Here is an 18411-nt window from a genome sequence, read left to right as displayed (position 1 = left end):
GGCCGTGGCGCCAGGTGGAACGCTGCCGCCATGTCAGAGCCATTTGTGGGTAGCGAGGCTGTCGCGAATGGTGAGGTTCTCAAGAGCGCGCTGCGCACTCACTACACCAGGCTGTTCCGCGACGTCTATGCCAATCCCGGCCTCGAGCAGAGTCCGATCGTTCGGGCACGAGCGGGGTGGATATGGTCACGACGCCGTGGCATCGTGGCGGGACTTACCGCTTCGGCTGTGTACGGCGCTAGGTGGATTGAACCGTCGAGGCCTCTCGAAATCTTGCACACCAACCGAAACCCTCTGCCCGGGATAGTGGTTCGCGGTGGCCGTATCGACGACGACGAGGTTACCGTCGTTGACGGCGTACCGGTGACGACGCCGGCGCGGACGGCGCTGGATTTGGCATGCTGGTACTCGCTCGACGAGGCCGTGGCGGCCATCGATGCGTTGTTGGGAGCCACGGACCTGAAAGTCGCAGAGGTCGAGCGGTTGGCGGAGCGATGCCGCGGTAGACGCGGTATCCGCAGAGCTCGAGAGGCGTTCGAATTGGTCGACGGCGGTTCGCAATCGCCCAGAGAGACTTGGCTTCGACTGCTGCTGATTCGAGCTGGTTTTCCGCGGCCGCAGACGCAGATTCCGGTCTGCGACGCGATCGGTGAAGTCTTCGCGTATCTCGATATGGGGTGGGAAGACGTGAAAGTCGCCGCCGAATACGACGGCGAACAGCATCGGACCGATCAGCGACAGTACAGGTGGGACCTCCGACGCCAGGAGAAGATCGAAAGACTTGGCTGGATAAACGTCCGAGTGGTGGCGGGGGACCGGCCGATGGACGTCATTCGGGCGGTGGCGGCGGCCCGCGCCCTTCGAGCGTCACGCTAGCGCAGCGCTCGGCGTCCAACGCCACTCTGGCGTGACACTCGGCGGGAAACGCTCGGCGGGAACGCTCGGCGGGAAACGCTCGGCGGTAGAGCCTTAGGCCGGGACGAGTTCCACGCCGCTCAGCACGACGGCGTTGTCGCGCGACGGCGCGACAACGCCGGCCAGGAAGCGGCCCTTGTCCTTCCAGATGTTGACCTTGAGCGTCTCGCCCGGGAAGGCGACGCCCGCGAAGCGGGCGCCATAGGCGGCGACGGCCCCGGCGTCGCCGTCCAGCGCCGCATCGGTGATCGCCTTGCAGGTCATCCCGAAGGTGCACAACCCGTGCAGGATCGGCTGGGGAAACCCCGCGGCGGAGGCGAATTGGGGGTCGGAGTGCAACGGGTTGCGGTCGCCGCACAGCCGGTAGAGCAGCGCCTGCTGCGGCAGGATCGGCATGTCGACCTCGAGATCGGGCGCCCGGTCGGGTGTCGCGTCGCCGCCCGACGGCCCGCGCTCGCCCCCGAACCCGCCTTCACCGCGTGCGAAGATGGACCGCTTCTGCGTCCACAGGTGTGCGCCGTCGGGCGTCGTCACCGTCGTCTCGCTCCAGATCACCGCGGCCTTGCCCTTGTCCCAGATATCGGTGAATCGGGTGACGGCCCGCGCCGAGCCCGTCGGGGGCAGCGGCCCCGGCACCTCCACGCGCTCACTGGCGTGCAGCACCTTGCTCAGCTCGATGTCGATGCCGGGGAACCGCACGGTCGGCGGCTTGGTGAGGTGGAACGTGGCGGCCACGGTGCCGAACGTCGGCAGCACCTGCGGGGTGTCGTCGATCAGGTACCGCAGTTCGCGCGGATCCATAGGGTCGGCGCCGGCGCCCAGGCCCAGGTGGTAGAGCTGAACATCGCTGCTCGCCCAGGAGAATTCGATGGGATCGAGCTTCGCGTTCAACGCGACGTCGACGTCGATCGGCATCAGTTCGCCCCCGCGATGTGCAGTGCTGCCAGATACCCGAAAGTCATGGCGGGCCCGATGGTGCCGCCGGGCCCGGGGTAGGTGTGGCCCATCACCGGCGCGCTGACATTGCCTGCGGCGTAGAGGCCTTCGATGATGCTGCCGTCGTCGCGCAGCGCGCGTCCGTGCACGTCGGTGCGAATCCCGCCCTTGGTCCCCAGGTCGCCCGGCACCATCTTGGCGGCGTAGAAAGGGGGGTGGCTGATCTCGCCCAGATTGGGGTTGGGCTTGTTCGTCGGATCGCCGTAGTAGCGGTCGTAGGCGCTCTCCCCGCGGTGGTAGTCCTCGTCGACGCCCGACCGCGCGAAGCCGTTGAACCGCCCGACGGTCGAAACGAATTGGTCGGCCGGAAGCCCGGCCTTCTCGGCCAGTTCCTCGAGGGTGTCGGCCTGGACGATGACGCCCGACTCCAGCCACTTGCGCGGAATCCGTTGTCCCGGCTGCAGACCGGCGAAGATGTAGCGGTCGCGGTACTGCTGGTCGAACACCAGCCACGCCGGGATGTTCTCGCCCGGCCCGGGTCCCTGGCCGTATTCCCCGCCGTACATGTGGTGGCAGGCTTCGACGTAGGGCATCGACTCGTTCATGAACCGCTTGCCGGACATGTTGACGATGATCGACCCCGGCGAGTTGCGCTCCGACAGCGCGAACCACGGCGCGCCCACCAGCGGCACCGTCGGGCCCCACCAGGCGTCCTCCATCAAATCCAGAGCGGCGCCGAGCTTTTCGCCCGCGACGATGCCGTCGCCGGTATTCGCCTTGGCGCCGACGGTCCATTCGGTGGTTATCGGCGCGCGCTGGTACTTCACCCGCATCTGCTCGTTGTGTTCGAAGCCGCCGCTGGCCAGGATGACGCCCCGCCGGGCCCGGATCAACCGCGGTTCGGCGGATTCGGATCCCGTTGTGTCGCGGACGTATACGCCGCGCACCACGCCGTCCTCGACGTACAGGTCCGTGAGCGCCGTGTTGAGCACCACCGGAACGCCGGCGCGCTGCAATCCGATACGCAGCGGTCCGATCAGCGCCCGCCCCATGCCGACGAGGTTCTTGCCCGTCGCCTTCGCCCACATCGTGCGGGCACCGACCTTGAGGCTGCGGGCGACGCCGCGGGGGTGGCGCTTGAGTTGGTTGAGCCGCACATAGTCCTGTTGCATGACAACGACGTTGAGGGGGACCTTGCCGTACGCGGGCTCGAGGCCGGCCTCGTCGGGGCCGAGCTTGCGGGCGTCGAACGGCTTCGGCTCGATCGAGCGGCCCCCCGCGCGGCCGCCCGGCGCCTCCGGATAGTAGTCGGAGTAGCGCGGCACCCAGCACATCTTGAGCGGCGTGTGCTTGAGCACGAACGAGAGCATCTCCGGCCCGCGGTCGAGATAGGTGTCGATCCGCTCGGGCTCGACGATGTCGCCGATGATGCCGTGCAGGTAGGTGCGGGCCGCCTCGGGGGTGTCGCGCACGCCGTCGCGCTTGAGCACTTCGTTGTTCGGTATCCAGACGCCGCCGCCGGAGCGGGCCGTGGAGCCGCCGAAGTGAGGGGCCTTCTCGATGACTACTGTCGACAGACCCCGGTGGGCCGCGGCGAGAGCGGCTACCATGCCCGCTCCGCCGCTGCCGACCACGACGACGTCGTACTCCTGCGCTGTCATGTAGAACACGTTATAGAATTGCCCGGGTTGGGCGCTACCGGCCCGGTCACACGAACGAGGGGACTTCGGTAAATGCTCGGTGAAGCCATCCGCGACGAGCTGGCCGCCGACCTGGCACAGGCCGAACGCAGCCGCGAGCCGATCGCTCCGCTGACCGCCGCTCACCCCGACATCGACGTCGTCGACGCCTACGAGATCCAGCTCATCAACATCCGCCAGCGCGTCGCCGAGGGGGCCCGGGTGGTCGGGCACAAGGTGGGGCTGTCGTCGAAGGCGATGCAACAGATGATGGGGGTCGACGAGCCGGACTACGGGCATCTGCTGGACGAGATGCAGGTGTTCGAGGACACCCCGGTCAAGGCGAGCCGCTACCTCTATCCGCGCGTCGAGGTGGAGGTCGGCTTCGTCCTGGCCGAGGATCTGCCGGGGGCCGGCTGCACCGAGGACGACGTACTGGCGGCCACCGAGGCGCTGGTGCCGTCGATCGAGCTGATCGACACCCGGATCACGGACTGGAAGATCGCGCTGTGCGACACCATCGCCGACAACGCGTCGTCGGCGGGATTCGTGCTGGGCGCGGCGCGGGTGTCGCCGGGCGACCTCGACGTGAAGGCCATAGACGCGGTGCTGACCCGCAACGGCGAGGTCGTCGCCGAGGGTCGCAGCGACGCGGTGCTGGGCAATCCCGTCACCGCGGTGGCGTGGCTCGCCCGCAAGGTGGAGAGTTTTGGGGTGCGGCTGAAAAAGGGCGACGTCGTACTTCCCGGATCGTGCACCCGGGCGATCGACGCCCGCGCCGGTGACGAATTCATTGCCGACTTCGCCGGGCTCGGCGCCGTTCGGTTGTCGTTCGAATAAGGAGCGTTGACATGCCGTCGAAGGCGAGTGTGGCGATTGTCGGGTCGGGAAACATCAGCACCGACCTGCTGTACAAGCTGCTGAGATCGGACTGGCTCGAACCGCGCTGGATGGTGGGCATCGATCCGGAGAGCGAGGGCCTGGCGCGGGCCCGCAAGCTGGGCCTGGAGACCACCCACGAGGGGGTCGACTGGCTGCTGGCCCAGTCGGAGAAACCCGATCTGGTGTTCGAGGCCACCAGCGCCTACGTGCACCGCGACGCGGCGCCCAAGTACGAGGCCGCCGGCATCCGGGCCATCGACCTGACACCGGCGGCCGTCGGGCCGGCGGTGATCCCCCCGGCCAACCTCCGCGAGCACCTGGACGCGCCGAACGTCAACATGATCACGTGCGGCGGGCAGGCGACCATCCCGATCGTGTACGCCGTCAGCCGCGTCGTCGACGTGCCCTACGCCGAGATCGTCGCGTCGGTGGCATCGGTCTCGGCCGGGCCGGGCACCCGGGCCAACATCGACGAGTTCACCAAGACCACGAGCAGGGGCGTGGAAACGATCGGCGGCGCCAAGCGCGGCAAGGCGATCATCATCCTCAACCCGGCCGACCCGCCGATGATCATGCGCGACACCATCTTCTGCGCCATCCCCGAGGACGCCGACCGCGACGCGATCGCGAAGTCCATCCATGATGTGGTGGCCGAGGTGCAGACGTACGTGCCGGGGTACCGGCTGCTCAACGAGCCGCAGTTCGACGAGCCCTCACTCAACTCCGGGGGCCAGGCCGTCGTCACCACGTTCGTCGAGGTCGAGGGGGCCGGCGATTACCTGCCGCCCTACGCGGGCAACCTCGACATCATGACCGCGGCGGCAACCAAGGTCGGCGAGGAAATCGCCAAAGAGTCACTATCCGCTACGGCGCCGGGAGCGCAGGCATGAGTACCCACGACATCTTCTTCAACCCGATCTGGGACGTCCGCCTGACGGACACGTCGCTGCGGGACGGCTCGCACCACAAGCGCCACCAGTTCACCAAGGAGGAGGTCGGCGCGATCGTCGCCGCCCTGGACACCGCCGGCGTGCCGGTGATCGAGGTGACCCACGGCGACGGCCTGGGCGGCTCGAGCTTCAACTACGGGTTCTCCAAGACGCCCGAGCAGGAGCTCATCAAGCTCGCCGCCGAAACCGCCAAAGAGGCCAAGATCGCCTTCCTGATGCTGCCCGGGGTGGGCACCAAGGAGGACATCAAGGAGGCGCAGGGCAATGGCGGGTCGATCTGCCGGATCGCCACGCACTGCACCGAGGCCGACGTCTCGATCCAGCACTTCGGCCTGGCCCGCGAACTGGGGCTCGAAACCGTCGGGTTCCTGATGATGTCCCACACGATCTCGCCGGAGAAGTTGGCGCAGCAGGCCCGCATCATGGCCGACGCCGGTTGCCAGTGCGTCTACGTCGTCGACTCGGCCGGGGCGCTGGTGCTGGAGGGCGTGCGCGACCGGGTGGCCGCGCTGGTCGCCGAGTTGGGCGACGACGCGCAGGTCGGCTTCCACGGGCACGAGAACCTCGGCCTGGGGGTGGCGAACTCCGTGGAGGCGGTGCGGGCGGGTGCCAAGCAGATCGACGGCTCCTGCCGCCGGTTCGGCGCCGGCGCCGGCAACGCGCCCGTCGAGGCTCTCATCGGCGTGTTCGACAAGATCGGCGTGAAGACCGGCATCGACTTCTTCGACATCGCCGACGCGGCCGAGGAGGTCGTCGCCCCGGCCATGCCCGCCGAGTGCCTGCTGGACCGCAACGCCCTGATCATGGGCTATTCCGGGGTGTACTCGAGCTTCCTCAAGCACGCCATCCGCCAGTCGGAGCGCTACGGGGTGCCGGCCCACCAGCTGCTGCACCGGGCGGGTCAGCGCAAGCTGATCGGCGGGCAGGAAGACCAGCTCATCGACATCGCGCTGGAGATCAAGCGCGAGCAGGAGGCGTCGGCCGCCAAGGGGGCCGAGAGCGGCGCCGTCACCGCGCCTTAAGCCCCGCGGACCCGCCGCCGGCCCGCACGGCGTAGATTATTTGAGTTTCCTGAAAACGATGGGTCTCGCCTCGGGCTTCGCCTAAGTTGTTAAGCGGGGACGGGCCTTAAGGGGATTCGATGAGTTTCTTTTCGCTGCCGCCGGAGATCAATTCACTGTTGATGTACTCCGGCGCGGGTTCGGGCCCCATGTTGGAGGCCGCTGCGGCGTGGAACGGCCTGGCCTCCGAGTTGTCGACCGCGGCCGAGTCGTTCATGTCGGTGACGTCGGGGCTGACGGGTCAGGCCTGGCAGGGCGCGGCCGCGTCGGCCATGGCCGCGGCGGCTGCCCCGTATGCGGGCTGGTTGAGCGCGGCCGCTTCCCAGGCCGCGGGCGCGGCCGCCCAGGCCCAGGCGGTGGCGACTGCGTTCGAGTCGGCCCTCGCGGCGACCGTGCACCCGTTGGTGGTCGATGCGAATCGCAACGGCCTGTACCAGTTGGTGATGTCGAACCTGTTCGGGCAGAACTGGCCGGCGATCGCGGAAACCGAATTCAACTACCTGGAGATGTGGGCGCAGGACGTCACCGCAATGGTGGGTTACCACGGCGGGGCGGCGGCGGCGGCCGGACAGCTGCTGTCGGGGCAGGCCAGCCTGCCGCCACTGCCGAGCATCCCGGGCATGCCCGCCGGTGGCATCGGCACCTCGGGTTCGGGCAGCGGCGCGGCCGGGGGCGCAGGCGCACAGGACAGTTCCTCCGCCACCGGCGGCGGTAGCGGCCCCAGTGGCGCCATGACCGGCGCAGCGGTGGCCGCCGGCGGCGCCGGAGTCGCGGCGACCGGCGGCGGCGGAGGCGGCGGCGTCGCAAGCCCGGACAGCGGTGCCGTCGCGGCCGGCAATGACGGTCAGGTGGCCGCGGCAGGGCCCTCACCCGTCTCGAGCGGCGCCGTCGGTACCGGCGGCGTCGTTGCCGGCGGCACCGTCGGCGCGAGCCCCGGTTTCATGGGGGTGGCCGGAATGGGCGCCATGATGGCGGCGTCGGCCGCGGGATCGGCCACACAGGGAACCGGAGCGCCTCCGACGCAAGCCGCCGCACCTCCCGCCCCGGCGGCCGAAACGGAGGCGCCGGCGGCGGTGGAGGCTCCTGCAACGGAGGTCGAGGAGGCCGTCGCGCCCGCCGCCGCGACCCCCTTGGGCGCAACCTCGGTGTCGGCGGCGCCCGCAGCCGCGACGTCGGCGGCGCCGGCAGCGAAGGCCTCCGAGGCCGGAGACCGGGGTCCGCGCGAGCGGGTCGCCGTGGAGGCGACACCCCCCGACAGGCCGGAGGCCGCGGCCGGGTAGCCCGGCGACCGGATCCCAAGCCAGTGAAGTTAAGCGTTCGCTTAGCGGTGTGCGCGCACGACCCGAGGGCCGGCCGGCGCGGGTAATCTCGTGGGCATGACCGCAAACACCGCAACCTCGTACCGCCGCGGACTGTACGGCTTGATCGCCGGCGGTCTCCTCGGCGCCGCCGCCTCGGCCGTCCTCGCGTTGCCGGTGGCCAACGCCCAGCCGGAATGCAGTCAGGACCAGACGGTGGGTCAGTCCATCAACTCCTACCTGACCAAGCATCCGGACGTGAAGCAGCGGCTCCAGTCGCAGTCTCAGGCGGAGGGCGGCGGACCCAACGTCCTCGACTACCTGAACCGTCACCCCGATGTGCGCCAGCACCTTATCGACCTGTCCCAGCAGTGCGTGCCGTAGCGAGCGGGCGTCGTATTCCTACGCCGCCGCCGACACGCGGGAATGTTCGCCATTGACTCAAAATGAGAACACGTTCTAGCGTCTAGGCGTGTTCTCTGATCCCCTCACTTCTGCCATCGCCGAAGCCGAGAAATTGGTGGCCGAGGCTCCGCACATCGAGACCGAAGCCGACCTGCTCGAAGGGCTGCAATACCTGGCGGGCTGCGTCGCCGGCTGCCTGCACCTGGCCTTCGACTACGACCGCGACCATCCGTTCCTACAGTCGGGCACCGGGCCGTTCACCAAGATGGGCCTGGACAATCCGGACACGCTCTACTTCGGCACCCGCGTGCACGCGAACCACGAGTACGTGGTCACCGGCGTACGGGGCACCACGACCGACCTGAGCTTCCAACTGCTCGGCGGCGAATACACCGACGACAACGTGCCCGCCAGCCAGGCCGCGTTCGACGACCGGGAACTCGACATCGCTCCCGACGGCAGCTTCGAGTGGCGGGTGCGTCCGACGAGCCCCGGCCAGTTGGTGATCCGCGAGGTGTACGGCGACTGGTCGGCGCGGCGCGGCACGCTGACGATCGCGCGGCTGGACACTGCCGGTACGGCGCCGCCGCCGCTGACCCGCGAGGTGATCGAAAAGCGTTACGCCACAGCGGGTAAGCAGCTCGTCAACCGGGTCAAGACGTGGTTGGAATTCCCGAAGTGGTTCTACCTCAACATCCCGGTCAACACGATGGTGGCGCCGCGGCTGACACCGGGCGGCCTGGCCACCCAGTACTCATCGGCCGGGCATTTCGACCTGCGGCCGGATCAGGCTCTGGTCATCACCATCCCGGTCTCCGACGCGCCATACCTGGGCTTTCAGCTGGGCAGCATGTGGTACATCTCGCTGGACTACATCAACCACCAGACCTCGCTGAACAACACTCAGGCGCAACGGGATCCGGACGACAAGGTCCGCATCGTCGTCGCCGACCGGAACCCGGGCGTCACCAACTGGGTCGAGACGCTGGGGCATCGCCGCGGCTTCCTCCAGTTCCGCTGGCAGCGGGTGTCGCGCCAGCTCACCGAGGCCGACGGGCCCACCGTGGAACTGGTGGACTTCGACGACATTCCGACCAAGCTGCCGTACTTCGACCACAACAAGATTTCCGACGACCAGTGGCGGGCGCGGATTGCGCTGCGCCAGCAGCAGATAGCGGCAAGGATGCTGGGGTGAGCTCAGACATGTTGAAGGAGAAGGTGGTCGTCATCAGCGGTGTCGGGCCGGGACTCGGCACGACCCTGGCTCACCGCTGCGCGCGCGACGGGGCCGACCTGGTGCTGGCGGCCCGCACCGTCGAACGGCTGGAGGAGCTCGCCAAGCAGGTCAACGACGGCGGGCACCGGGCCCTGGCGGTGCGCGCCGACATCACCGACGACGACGAGGTCGCCTACCTTGTCGAGACCACCATGGCCACCTACGGCAAGGTCGACGTCCTGATCAACAACGCGTTCCGGGTGCCCTCGATGAAGCCGTTGGCCGGCACCAGCTTTCAGCACATCCGCGACGCCATCGAACTCAGCGCGCTCGGTGCCCTGCGGCTGATTCAGGCCTTCACCCCGGCGCTGGAGAAGTCGCACGGCTCGATCGTCAACGTCAACTCCATGGTGCTGCGGCACTCGCAAGCCAAGTACGGCGCCTACAAGATGGCCAAGTCAGCCCTGCTCGCGATGTCGCAGTCCCTGGCCACCGAGCTGGGGGAGAAAGGTATCCGCGTCAATTCCGTTGCTCCGGGCTATATCTGGGGTGACACGCTGCAGGCGTACTTCGAGCACCAGGCCGGCAAGTACGGCACCACGACGGAGCAGATCTACCAGGCCACCGCGGCCAACTCCGATCTGAAGCGCCTGCCCACCGAGGACGAGGTGGCGTCGGCCATCATCTTCCTGGCCAGCGACCTGTCGAGCGGCATCACCGGGCAGACGCTGGACGTCAACTGCGGGGAGTACCACGTCTGATGACCGACAGAACCGATGTCGGCACCGTCGACGATTTGAAAGCGTCGGCCACGAAGCTCGTCGGGCTCGACGACTTCGGCACCGACGACGACAACTACCTCGAGGCGCTGGAGGTGCTGCTCGACTCCTACCGGCGGGAGGCGAACCTCACGGTGTTGGGCAGCAAGATGAACCGGTTCTTCCTGCGCGGCGCGCTGGTGGCCCGGCTACTGTCGGAGTCCGCCTGGAAGCAGTACCCGCAGCACGCCGACGTCGCGATCGAGCGGCCGATCTTCGTCACCGGGCTGGTGCGCACCGGCACCACCGCGCTGCACCGGCTCCTGGGCGCCGACCCGGCGCACCAGGGCCTGCATCTGTGGCTGGCCGAGTTTCCGCAGCCGCGCCCGCCGCGCGAAACCTGGGAGTCCAACCCGTTTTACAGCCGGCTCAACGAGCAGTTCGAGCGGGCGCACCGGGAGAACCCGGACTACACCGGTCTGCATTTCATGGCCGCCTACGAGCTGGAGGAGTGCTGGCAGCTGCTGAGGCAATCGCTGCACTCGGTGTCGTACGAGACGCTGGCGCATCTGCCGACGTACGCGAAATGGTTGTCGCAGCAGGACTGGACGCCGTCGTACCGCCGGCACCGCAAAAACCTTCAGCTGATCGGGCTCAACGACGCCGACAAGCGGTGGGTGCTGAAAAACCCCAGCCACCTGTTCGCGCTCGACGCGCTGATGGCGACCTATCCGGACGCGCTGGTGATCCAGACGCACCGGCCGGTCGAGACGATCATGGCCTCGATGTGTTCCCTGGCCCAGCACACCGCGGAAGGCTGGTCGACGACGTTCGTCGGCGCCCAGATCGGTTCCGACGCAATGGAAACGTGGTCGCGCGGATTGGAGCGCTTCAACACCGCACGCGCCAAGTACAACCCGGCCCAGTTCTACGACGTCCACTACCGCGACCTGGTCGCGGACCCGATGGGCACCGTGGCCGACATCTACCGGCACTTCGGCATGACGCTGACCGAGGAGGCCCGGAAGGCCATGGCCGACAGCGACGCCCAGAGCAAGACCGGTGCGCGCGCGCCCAAGCACACCTACTCGCTGGCGGACTACGGGCTCACCGTCGAGGCGGTGAAGGAGCGCTTCGCCGGGCTGTGAGCCCTAGTTCTTCAATCGACGGGCGGACCGTCATGCTCCAGCACGCCTTCGGCGACCGCGTGCTCGATGCTGTCGGTCATCTTCGGGCAGGCGCGCGCCCGTGCCGGATCCCCTCCGGCATCGCGGATCTCGGCGAAATAGGCGCAGCGCCGCGTCGCGTCGGTGTTCCACTGCACCGCCGTGTGGCCCGGCCCCATCCTTTTCACGGTGACCGTGACGTGGCAGAAGCGGCAATCCACCGGCAGCAGGCCGGAGGTGAGGTAGCGCTCCCGGTCCGCGCGCGTGGCCGCGGCGACCGCGGCGGCCCGTTGCGGGTCGTCGGCGAAACTCCTTGACTTAGACCAGGATCGGGGCCCCTCACCCGATTGGGCGGGGTGCCTGTGGTCGTCGTGGTCACCGTGCAGGAGCAGCATCGAGCGTGCGAGGCGATCGACGTCGGGAACCGCCGGCTGATCGTCGCTCATGAACGTCAGTGCTGCTCGGAAGCCGACTCGAGTTCCCTCGCCTTCAAGTTCTCCGCAACCTCGGCATTCCAGTACTCGTTGGCCTTGGTGGTGTCCACCTCGATCTCGAAGCGCTCCACCATTTCCGGCTTGATGTCGGCCACGTCGACGTAGAACTGGTCGTACCAGCGGCGCATCTGATAGACGGCGCCGTCCTCCTCGACCAGCAGCGGGTTCTCGATCCTGGTCTTGTGCTTCCAGATCTCGACGTCCTGCAGGAAGCCCTTGCTGACGCCCTCGGTGAACACCTTGGCGAGTTTGTCGGTCATCTTCTCGTCCATGCCTTTGGGCTTTTCGACGAGGACGCCCCACTGCAGGACGAACGAGTTCTGCGTCACGGGGTAGTGGCAGTTGATCAGAATCGACTCGGACTTGTAGCCGCCGTAGCTGTTGTGCAGCCAGTTGATCATGAACGACGGGCCGAAGTACGACGCCTCGGAGTCCAGGTGGGCCTCGCCGTACGCGGTCCCCAGGTCGTCGACGTCGGGGCGGCCGACGTTGTGCAGGTACTGCGAGGCGATGTGGCCCTCGAAGACGTTCTTGAAGTACGTCGGCAACCCGAAGTGGATGTAGAAGAAGTGCGCCATGTCGGTGACGTTGTCGATGATGTCCCGGCAGTTCGACCCCTCGATCAGGATGCGGTTCCATCGCCAGTCGGTCCACTCGTCGCTCGCGGCTTCCGGGATGTCGGGGATCCGGACGGCGGGATCGGGCGGGTTGCCCTCGTGGTCGTGCCAGACGAACAGCAGCCCGCCGCGCACGTCCGTCGTCCACGACCGGGTGCGCGCCATGCGGGGCGTCCGCTTGGCGTAAGGGACCAGTTTGCAGCGGCCGTCACCGCCCCAGCGCCAGTCGTGGAACGGGCACGCCACCTCGTCGCCCTTGATGGTGCCCTGGCTCAGGTCGCCGCCCATGTGCCGGCAGTAGCCGTCCAGGATCTTCAGCTCACCCTGGGAGTCGGCGAACACGACCAGTTTGGTGCCGAACGCCTCGACGCCGTGCGGCTTCCCGTCGAGGAAGTCCCTCGCGACGCCCAGGCAATGCCAGCCCCGGGCAAATCTGGTCGGCAAGGTGCCGGAATCGATCTCCCGGATCCCGACCGCTGCTGTGTCGGTAGTCACCTCTCACCTCCGTTTTCTGGCCTCTAACTAGAACACGTTACAGTTTTGCAGCCAGCATGCGCAATGATGGCGGGTCGGACTGTGAGGTATTCCCACTACGGGTATATGTAAGCGATGCCGCTGTTTGCTTTCGAGGGCCGCGCACCGCGGATCGATTCGAGCGCGTTCATCGCCCCGACCGCCACGCTGATCGGCGACGTTACCGTCGAGGCCGGGGCCTCCGTGTGGTTCAACGCCGTGCTGCGGGGCGACTACGGGCCGGTCGTGGTGCGCGAGGGGGCCAATGTGCAGGACGGGTCCGTGTTGCACGCGCCGCCGGGCATCCCGGTCGACATCGGCCCGGGGGCCACGGTCGCGCACCTGTGTTGCATCCACGGTGCCCATGTGGGACAGGAGGCGCTGATCGCCAACCACGCGACCGTCCTCGACGGCGCGGTCATCGGCGCGCGCTGCATGGTTGCGGCCGGTTCCCTCGTGCTGGGCGGCACGCAGATTCCGCCCGGGATGCTGGCGGTCGGGTCCCCGGCGCAGGTGAAGGGTCCGGTCGCAGGGACCGGCGCCGAGATGTGGGTCAAGGTCAACCCGCAGGCCTACCGGGACTTGGCACAACGCCACATCGCCGGGCTGGAGCCGATCTAGCGGGCGTGCGGTGCAAGTCCCGGTCCGAGGCCGTCAGACCTTTGTGACGCTGGCGGCCGCCTGGTCCATTTCCCAGTAGGCGCGCAGCGCGACCAATTGGCCGTCGTCGTTGGCCTTGTAGGTGAACACGCCTTCCGCCGTCACCTGATAGCCGCCCGTCGTGATGAGGATGTGGCCGACGTTGGCCTCCTCGTTGCCGCATTGATAGGTGTCGCGGAAGACGAACTCGATCTTGTCCGTCGGCGCGATCGCCAGATCCCAGAACGCGGAGATCGCGTCGCGGCCCCGGTGCCCCTTGCCCTCCGGATCGAAGGCCGACGGGCCGATGGGGTCCTCGACGATCGCGTCGTCGGCGAAGACCGCCAGCCACGCTTCCTTGTCGCGGGCCTCGACCGCCGCGCGTGACCGGGCCCCGGCCTCGTGGGCCGGATGCTTGGTCGTCGCGGCGGCCCCGGTCATGCGCCCACCTTCTCCGGTTCGGGTTTGTCGGCCCCCACCACCCACATGGAGTAGTACTGCGAACCGCCGCCGTAGGCGTGTCCCAACGCCTTTCGCGCGCCGGGCACCTGGTGGTCGCCGCCCTTGCCCATCACCTGGATGGCGGCCTCGGCGAACCGGATCAGGCCGGAGGCGCCGATGGGGTTCGACGACAGCACCCCGCCGGACGGGTTGACCGGCAACCGACCGCCGATCTTCGTCTCGCCGGCTTCGGTGAGCTTCCAGCCCTCGCCCTCGGCGGCGAACCCCAGGTTCTCCAGCCACATCGGCTCGAACCACGAGAACGGCACGTAGATTTCGGCGGCGTCGATCTCGTCGATGGGGCTCTTGATGCCGGCGGCCTTCCACAACGCCGCGGCCGCGTCCCGGCCGGCCTGCGGGCTGACCTGGTCGCGGCCGGAGAACTGCAGCGGCTCGGTGCGCAACGCGGTGGCGTGGATCCAGGCAACCGGATTGCCCTGCGCCAGGCGGGCTTCCGCGGCCTCTTCGTTGCCGATGACGACGGCGGCGGCACCGTCGGACGACGGGCACGTCTCGTCGTAGCGGATCGGGTCCCACAGCATCGGCGACTGCATCACCTTCTCCAGGGTGATGTCGGGCTGATGCAGGTGCGCCAACGGGTTGCGGGCGCCGTTGAGCCGATCCTTGACGGCGACCATGGCGCCGATGTTCAACGGTGCACCCGACCGGCGGATGTACGACCGGACGTGCGGGGCGAAATAGCCGCCCGCCCCCGCGCCGACGGGCTTGATGAAGGGAATCGGAATCGACAACGCCCACATGGCGTTCGACTCCGACTGCTTCTCCCAGGCCATCGCCAGCACGCGCCGGTACTTGCCCGACTGCACCAGGCTGGCCGCCACCACGCCGGTGGATCCGCCGACGGAGCCGGCCGTGTGGACGCGGATCAGCGGCTTGCCCGTCGCGCCCACGGCGTCGGCCATGAACAGCTCGGGCATCATGACGCCCTCGAAGAAGTCCGGGGCCTTGCCGACCACGACGGCGTCGATGTCGTCGAAGGTGGAACCGGAGTCGGCCAGCGCGCGGTCGATCGCCTCGCGGACCAGTCCGTTCATCGAAACGTCCTGGCGCTTGGCCACGTATTTGGTCTGCCCCGTACCGAGTACGGCGGCGAGATGCGCCCCTGCACCGGCCATCAGTTCTTCCCTTCCATGACCGCGATCAGATTCTGTTGCAGCGCCGGACCGCTGGTGGCGTGCGCGAGCACCCGCCCGGCCGACCCATTCCAGATATGTTGCGCCGCAAAGCCGATGCGTTCCAGACCGGCGACGAACATCGGGTTGGCCGACAGCGCTCCGCCGGACGGGTTGATCTTGGTGGCTCCCGGTATCCGGATCGCCTCCGCGAGGATCAGGTGCTGGTGCGTGAAAGGCGCGCAGATCTCCGCGACGTCGAGGTCGCGGATATGGCCGCCGGTGGCGGCCTTGGTCGCCGCCGTGGTGGACGGCGACTCGGTGAGGTCGCGCACGCCCAGCGACGGTGACTCGATGCGGTGCTCGATTCCGGTGATCCAGGCGGGGTTTTCGCGCAACTCGCGCGCCCGCCCGTCGGCCGCCAGCACGATCGCGGCGGCACCGTCCGTGATCGGTGCGATGTCGTGGCGCCGCAGCGGGTCGGCGAAGAACGGACGCTCGAGCAGGTCGTCGATGCTGACCGCCGGCTCCACCGAGTCCACGCGGCTGGCGGCGGCGAAGGAATCCAGTGCCACGCGCGCCATCTGCTCGTAGCTCCACTTGTCGCTCTCCAGGCCGATGCGGGCCTGCAGCGCGGCCATCGACACCGAGTCGGGCCACAGCGGCGCGACCGTGTACGGGTCGGTCTGCCGCGACAGGATGCGGCGCAGGACGCCGGCCGACGACTTCCCGAAGCCGTACACCAGCGCGGTGTCGACCTCACCGGTCAGGATCTTGATGTAGGCCTCGTACAGGGCCCACGCCGCGTCCATCTCGACGTGCGACTCGTTGATCGGGGGGACCGCGCCGATCGAGTCGATCGCCGAGATGAACGAAAAGGCCCGTCCGGCAAGGTAGTCCGACGATCCGGAGCACCAGAAACCGATGTCGGCCTTGGTGATGCCGAGGTCTTCGTAGAGTTCGGCGAAGCACGGCATCAGCATCTCGACGCCGTTGGTGGTGCCGTCGGTGCGGCGTACGTGTGGGGCGTGGGCGAAGCCCACGACCGCAACGTTGCGAGCGCTCATGTGATGAATGTGCCCTTTACAGGTGGTGCTTGTAGGTGTCGTAGTCGGCGTCGGGTTCGCCCGTCGGCCGGAAGTACTCGATGTTGTCGATGCCAAAACCCCACTCGTCCTGGGGCTTCCACACCGCCTCGACGCGCATGCCCATCCGCACCTCGTGCGCGTCGACGTCGGCGACCAGGTGCAGGAACGGGATGTCGGCTCCGTCGAGCAGCACGTAGGCCGCCACGTAGGGCGGCTTGATGCGCTGGCCCTGGAACGGGATGTTGATGATGGCGAACGTCGTCACCGTGCCCTTGTCCGGCAGTTCGACGAACTCGGTGGTCGGCTGGCCGGTCGCCGGGTCCGCGCCGTGGGGCGGGAAGTACACCTTCCCTTGCGCGCCGGTGCGCGCCCCTAGCAGCTTGCCCTCGGCGATCGCCCGCAGGTAGGCGCTCTCCTCGTGGGAGGCGGTGTGCTGAATGGTCATCGAGATCGGCGTGACGATCATGGTCACCGGATCCCGTTCGGTCCCAGAGGATTCCGCGACCGGCTCGGCCTGGTCGCCGAGCGCGAAGTAGGCGATGTCGGTGATCGCCCCGACCGGCTCGTCGGCCCAGTGCACGTGCACCCGGCTGCCGATGTGGATGGCATCGGGGCTGCCGGCGTCGACGGCGTGCATCAGCAGGGTGTCGGCGCCGTCGAGCTTGATCAGCGCCCAGGCGAACGGGCGGTCCAGCGGCTGACCCTCGAGCGGCTCGGGCTGCCAGCTCCACGATGCCACGGTGCCGACGGCCGAGACCGGCACCATCTCGCCGAGGGGCTCGTAGGTGACGGGGTCGTATTCGGCCGGCGGGACATGAACTCGGCCATCCGAGCCACGCACGCCGAGGACGTGGCGGTCACGCAGAGCGGTGAAGAACTTCCCGAGCGTCGGGCCGACCGAACGGGTGTAGTCAAAGGACAACGTCAGCGGCGCGGAGAGCGGCGGCTCGGAGTGATCGGTCAAGGTCGGGCTGCTTGAGCTGGCTGTCACGCCATCGAGTAGAACAGGTTCTAAGTACGGATTCAACATCGGGTCAGCCTCCGGGAGGGCGAACGTCATGAAGCTCGGTTTACAGCTCGGCTATTGGGGGGCGCAGCCGCCCGCAAACCACGCGGAACTCGTCGCCGCGGCCGAGGAGGCCGGCTTCGACGCCGTGTTCACCGCCGAGGCATGGGGATCCGACGCCTACACGCCGCTGGCGTGGTGGGGCTCGTCGACGCGGCGGGTGCGGCTCGGCACGTCGGTGGTCCAACTGTCCGCCCGCACGCCGACGGCCTGCGCGATGGCGGCGCTCACCCTGGACCACCTCTCCGGCGGCCGGCACATCCTGGGCCTGGGGGTGTCCGGGCCGCAGGTGGTCGAGGGCTGGTACGGCCAGTCGTTTCCCAAGCCGCTCGCGCGCACCCGCGAATACATCGACATCGTGCGGCAGGTGTGGGCCCGGGAGAAGCCGGTGACCAGTGCCGGCCCGCACTACCCGCTGCCGCTGTCCGGCCCGAACACGACGGGGCTGGGCAAGCCCCTGAAGCCCATCACCCACCCCCTGCGCGCGGACATCCCGATCATGCTCGGCGCCGAGGGCCCCAAGAACGTCGCGCTGGCCGCCGAGATCTGCGACGGCTGGCTGCCCATCTTCTACACCCCGCGGATGGCCGACACCTACAACGCGTGGCTCGACGAGGGGTTCGCCCGGCCCGGCGCGCGCCGGAGCCGCGAGGACTTCGAGATCTGCGCGACCGCGACGATCGTCGTCACCGACGACCGCGCCGCCGCGTTCGCGGCCATGAAGCCGTATCTGGCCCTGTACATGGGCGGGATGGGGGCCGAGGACACCAACTTCCACGCCGACGTCTACCGCAGGATGGGTTACGCCGAGGTGGTCGACGACGTGACCAAGCTGTTCCGCAGCAACCAGAAGGACAAGGCCGCGGAGGTCATTCCCGACGAGTTGGTCGACGACGCCGCGATCGCCGGCGACCTCGACTACGTGCGCCGGCAGGTGAAGGTGTGGGAGGCCGCGGGCGTCACCATGATGGTCGTCAACGGCCGCGACGCGGGACATATCCGTGAACTCGCCTCGCTGACCTAACCAGGGTGTTGCCGGAGGAATAGAACGCGTTCTAGTCTGGCGATCGCAAACGCGGCGAAGCCGGGCGCCG

The 18411-nt window shown here is 68.3% G+C and carries 19 protein-coding genes; 11 read left to right on the top strand and 8 right to left on the bottom strand.

What is annotated here, in order from left to right; all coding sequences use genetic code 11:
- The first annotated feature begins 30 nt into the window (after positions 1-30).
- Positions 31-876 (top strand): type IV toxin-antitoxin system AbiEi family antitoxin, encoded by an 846-nt coding sequence (locus tag GPY60_RS12280; RefSeq protein ID WP_156687947.1) that lies wholly within the window; start codon positions 31-33, stop codon positions 874-876.
- 93 nt (positions 877-969) lie between these two features.
- On the opposite strand, the gene GPY60_RS12275 is transcribed toward GPY60_RS12280, so the two are convergent.
- Together GPY60_RS12275 and kstD are read right to left on the bottom strand one after the other, a co-directional pair.
- Positions 970-1830 (bottom strand): MaoC family dehydratase, encoded by an 861-nt coding sequence (locus tag GPY60_RS12275; RefSeq protein ID WP_156687946.1) that lies wholly within the window; start codon positions 1828-1830, stop codon positions 970-972.
- Positions 1830-3512: a 3-oxosteroid 1-dehydrogenase gene (gene kstD, locus GPY60_RS12270; RefSeq protein WP_156687945.1), complete on the bottom strand. Its 1683-nt coding sequence runs from the start codon at positions 3510-3512 to the stop codon at positions 1830-1832. Before kstD ends, GPY60_RS12275 begins: the two co-directional genes overlap by 1 nt.
- 72 nt (positions 3513-3584) lie before the next feature.
- On the opposite strand from kstD, the gene GPY60_RS12265 reads away from it, so the two are divergent.
- From GPY60_RS12265 to GPY60_RS12230, 8 genes are all read left to right on the top strand, one after another.
- Positions 3585-4370, top strand: coding sequence for a 2-keto-4-pentenoate hydratase (locus GPY60_RS12265; RefSeq protein WP_156687944.1), 786 nt, complete (start codon positions 3585-3587; stop codon positions 4368-4370).
- Between the two features lie 11 nt (positions 4371-4381).
- A complete protein-coding gene (locus GPY60_RS12260) occupies positions 4382-5302 on the top strand; it encodes an acetaldehyde dehydrogenase (acetylating) (protein ID WP_156687943.1) in 921 nt (306 codons plus the stop codon).
- The gene (dmpG, locus tag GPY60_RS12255) at positions 5299-6384 is read left to right on the top strand and encodes a 4-hydroxy-2-oxovalerate aldolase (protein ID WP_156687942.1); all 1086 of its coding nucleotides are present in this window, start codon (positions 5299-5301) and stop codon (positions 6382-6384) included. Before GPY60_RS12260 ends, dmpG begins: the two co-directional genes overlap by 4 nt.
- Positions 6385-6503: 119 nt before the next feature.
- Entirely contained in the window at positions 6504-7703 is a 1200-nt protein-coding gene (locus GPY60_RS27535; protein WP_156687941.1) for a PPE family protein, read from the top strand.
- 96 nt (positions 7704-7799) lie between these two features.
- The gene (locus tag GPY60_RS12245) at positions 7800-8105 is read left to right on the top strand and encodes a hypothetical protein (RefSeq protein WP_156687940.1); all 306 of its coding nucleotides are present in this window, start codon (positions 7800-7802) and stop codon (positions 8103-8105) included.
- Positions 8106-8193: 88 nt separating this feature from the next.
- Positions 8194-9321: a hypothetical protein gene (locus tag GPY60_RS12240; RefSeq protein WP_156687939.1), complete on the top strand. Its 1128-nt coding sequence runs from the start codon at positions 8194-8196 to the stop codon at positions 9319-9321.
- A gap of 8 nt (positions 9322-9329) precedes the next feature.
- Positions 9330-10103 (top strand): SDR family oxidoreductase, encoded by a 774-nt coding sequence (locus GPY60_RS12235; protein ID WP_156687984.1) that lies wholly within the window; start codon positions 9330-9332, stop codon positions 10101-10103.
- Positions 10103-11248 carry a sulfotransferase family protein gene (locus tag GPY60_RS12230; protein WP_156687938.1) on the top strand — a complete coding sequence of 382 codons (1146 nt, stop codon included), beginning with the start codon at positions 10103-10105 and terminating at the stop codon, positions 11246-11248. The genes GPY60_RS12235 and GPY60_RS12230 overlap by 1 nt, the downstream gene beginning before the upstream one ends.
- An 11-nt stretch (positions 11249-11259) precedes the next feature.
- Here the strand turns inward: GPY60_RS12230 and GPY60_RS12225 are convergent, their stop codons facing one another.
- Positions 11260-11712 carry a hypothetical protein gene (locus tag GPY60_RS12225; protein ID WP_156687937.1) on the bottom strand — a complete coding sequence of 151 codons (453 nt, stop codon included), beginning with the start codon at positions 11710-11712 and terminating at the stop codon, positions 11260-11262.
- A gap of 5 nt (positions 11713-11717) precedes the next feature.
- On the bottom strand, positions 11718-12872 hold the full coding sequence (locus GPY60_RS12220) for a Rieske 2Fe-2S domain-containing protein (RefSeq protein ID WP_156687936.1): 1155 nt from the start codon (positions 12870-12872) through the stop codon (positions 11718-11720).
- 114 nt (positions 12873-12986) lie between these two features.
- On the opposite strand from GPY60_RS12220, the gene GPY60_RS12215 reads away from it, so the two are divergent.
- Positions 12987-13511, top strand: a complete 525-nt coding sequence (locus GPY60_RS12215; RefSeq protein ID WP_156687935.1) for a gamma carbonic anhydrase family protein — start codon at positions 12987-12989, stop codon at positions 13509-13511.
- Positions 13512-13544: 33 nt separating this feature from the next.
- Here the strand turns inward: GPY60_RS12215 and GPY60_RS12210 are convergent, their stop codons facing one another.
- The 4 genes from GPY60_RS12210 to GPY60_RS12195 are packed head-to-tail and all read right to left on the bottom strand — an operon-like array spanning position 13545 to position 17242.
- Positions 13545-13970, bottom strand: coding sequence for a nuclear transport factor 2 family protein (locus GPY60_RS12210; protein ID WP_156687934.1), 426 nt, complete (start codon positions 13968-13970; stop codon positions 13545-13547).
- On the bottom strand, positions 13967-15166 hold the full coding sequence (locus GPY60_RS12205; protein WP_156687933.1) for a thiolase domain-containing protein: 1200 nt from the start codon (positions 15164-15166) through the stop codon (positions 13967-13969). Before GPY60_RS12205 ends, GPY60_RS12210 begins: the two co-directional genes overlap by 4 nt.
- Positions 15166-16230: a thiolase domain-containing protein gene (locus GPY60_RS12200; protein WP_156687932.1), complete on the bottom strand. Its 1065-nt coding sequence runs from the start codon at positions 16228-16230 to the stop codon at positions 15166-15168. Before GPY60_RS12200 ends, GPY60_RS12205 begins: the two co-directional genes overlap by 1 nt.
- Positions 16231-16246: 16 nt before the next feature.
- Positions 16247-17242 carry a Zn-ribbon domain-containing OB-fold protein gene (locus GPY60_RS12195; RefSeq protein WP_156687931.1) on the bottom strand — a complete coding sequence of 332 codons (996 nt, stop codon included), beginning with the start codon at positions 17240-17242 and terminating at the stop codon, positions 16247-16249.
- A 67-nt stretch (positions 17243-17309) separates the two neighbouring features.
- Here GPY60_RS12195 and GPY60_RS12190 point away from each other — a divergent pair, with 67 nt between their 5' ends.
- A complete protein-coding gene (locus GPY60_RS12190) occupies positions 17310-18341 on the top strand; it encodes an LLM class F420-dependent oxidoreductase (RefSeq protein WP_156687930.1) in 1032 nt (343 codons plus the stop codon).
- The last annotated feature ends 70 nt before the right edge of the window (positions 18342-18411 follow it).

Origin of the sequence: Mycobacterium sp. Marseille-P9652 (assembly GCF_902652685.1) — a bacterium.
GTDB lineage: Bacteria > Actinomycetota > Actinomycetes > Mycobacteriales > Mycobacteriaceae > Mycobacterium.
This window is presented reverse-complemented; position numbering and strand designations above follow the sequence as displayed.

Bases quoted from the DNA above. Each gene is read 5' to 3' on its own strand.
- GPY60_RS12280 (WP_156687947.1), top strand. From the start codon at position 31: ATGTCAGAGCCATTTGTGGGTAGCGAGGCTGTCGCGAATGGTGAGGTT.
- GPY60_RS12275 (WP_156687946.1), bottom strand. From the start codon at position 1,830: ATGCCGATCGACGTCGACGTCGCGTTGAACGCGAAGCTCGATCCCATC.
- kstD (WP_156687945.1), bottom strand. From the start codon at position 3,512: ATGACAGCGCAGGAGTACGACGTCGTCGTGGTCGGCAGCGGCGGAGCG.
- GPY60_RS12265 (WP_156687944.1), top strand. From the start codon at position 3,585: ATGCTCGGTGAAGCCATCCGCGACGAGCTGGCCGCCGACCTGGCACAG.
- GPY60_RS12260 (WP_156687943.1), top strand. From the start codon at position 4,382: ATGCCGTCGAAGGCGAGTGTGGCGATTGTCGGGTCGGGAAACATCAGC.
- dmpG (WP_156687942.1), top strand. From the start codon at position 5,299: ATGAGTACCCACGACATCTTCTTCAACCCGATCTGGGACGTCCGCCTG.
- GPY60_RS27535 (WP_156687941.1), top strand. From the start codon at position 6,504: ATGAGTTTCTTTTCGCTGCCGCCGGAGATCAATTCACTGTTGATGTAC.
- GPY60_RS12245 (WP_156687940.1), top strand. From the start codon at position 7,800: ATGACCGCAAACACCGCAACCTCGTACCGCCGCGGACTGTACGGCTTG.
- GPY60_RS12235 (WP_156687984.1), top strand. From the start codon at position 9,330: ATGTTGAAGGAGAAGGTGGTCGTCATCAGCGGTGTCGGGCCGGGACTC.
- GPY60_RS12230 (WP_156687938.1), top strand. From the start codon at position 10,103: ATGACCGACAGAACCGATGTCGGCACCGTCGACGATTTGAAAGCGTCG.
- GPY60_RS12225 (WP_156687937.1), bottom strand. From the start codon at position 11,712: ATGAGCGACGATCAGCCGGCGGTTCCCGACGTCGATCGCCTCGCACGC.
- GPY60_RS12215 (WP_156687935.1), top strand. From the start codon at position 12,987: ATGCCGCTGTTTGCTTTCGAGGGCCGCGCACCGCGGATCGATTCGAGC.
- GPY60_RS12210 (WP_156687934.1), bottom strand. From the start codon at position 13,970: ATGACCGGGGCCGCCGCGACGACCAAGCATCCGGCCCACGAGGCCGGG.
- GPY60_RS12205 (WP_156687933.1), bottom strand. From the start codon at position 15,166: ATGGCCGGTGCAGGGGCGCATCTCGCCGCCGTACTCGGTACGGGGCAG.
- GPY60_RS12200 (WP_156687932.1), bottom strand. From the start codon at position 16,230: ATGAGCGCTCGCAACGTTGCGGTCGTGGGCTTCGCCCACGCCCCACAC.
- GPY60_RS12190 (WP_156687930.1), top strand. From the start codon at position 17,310: ATGAAGCTCGGTTTACAGCTCGGCTATTGGGGGGCGCAGCCGCCCGCA.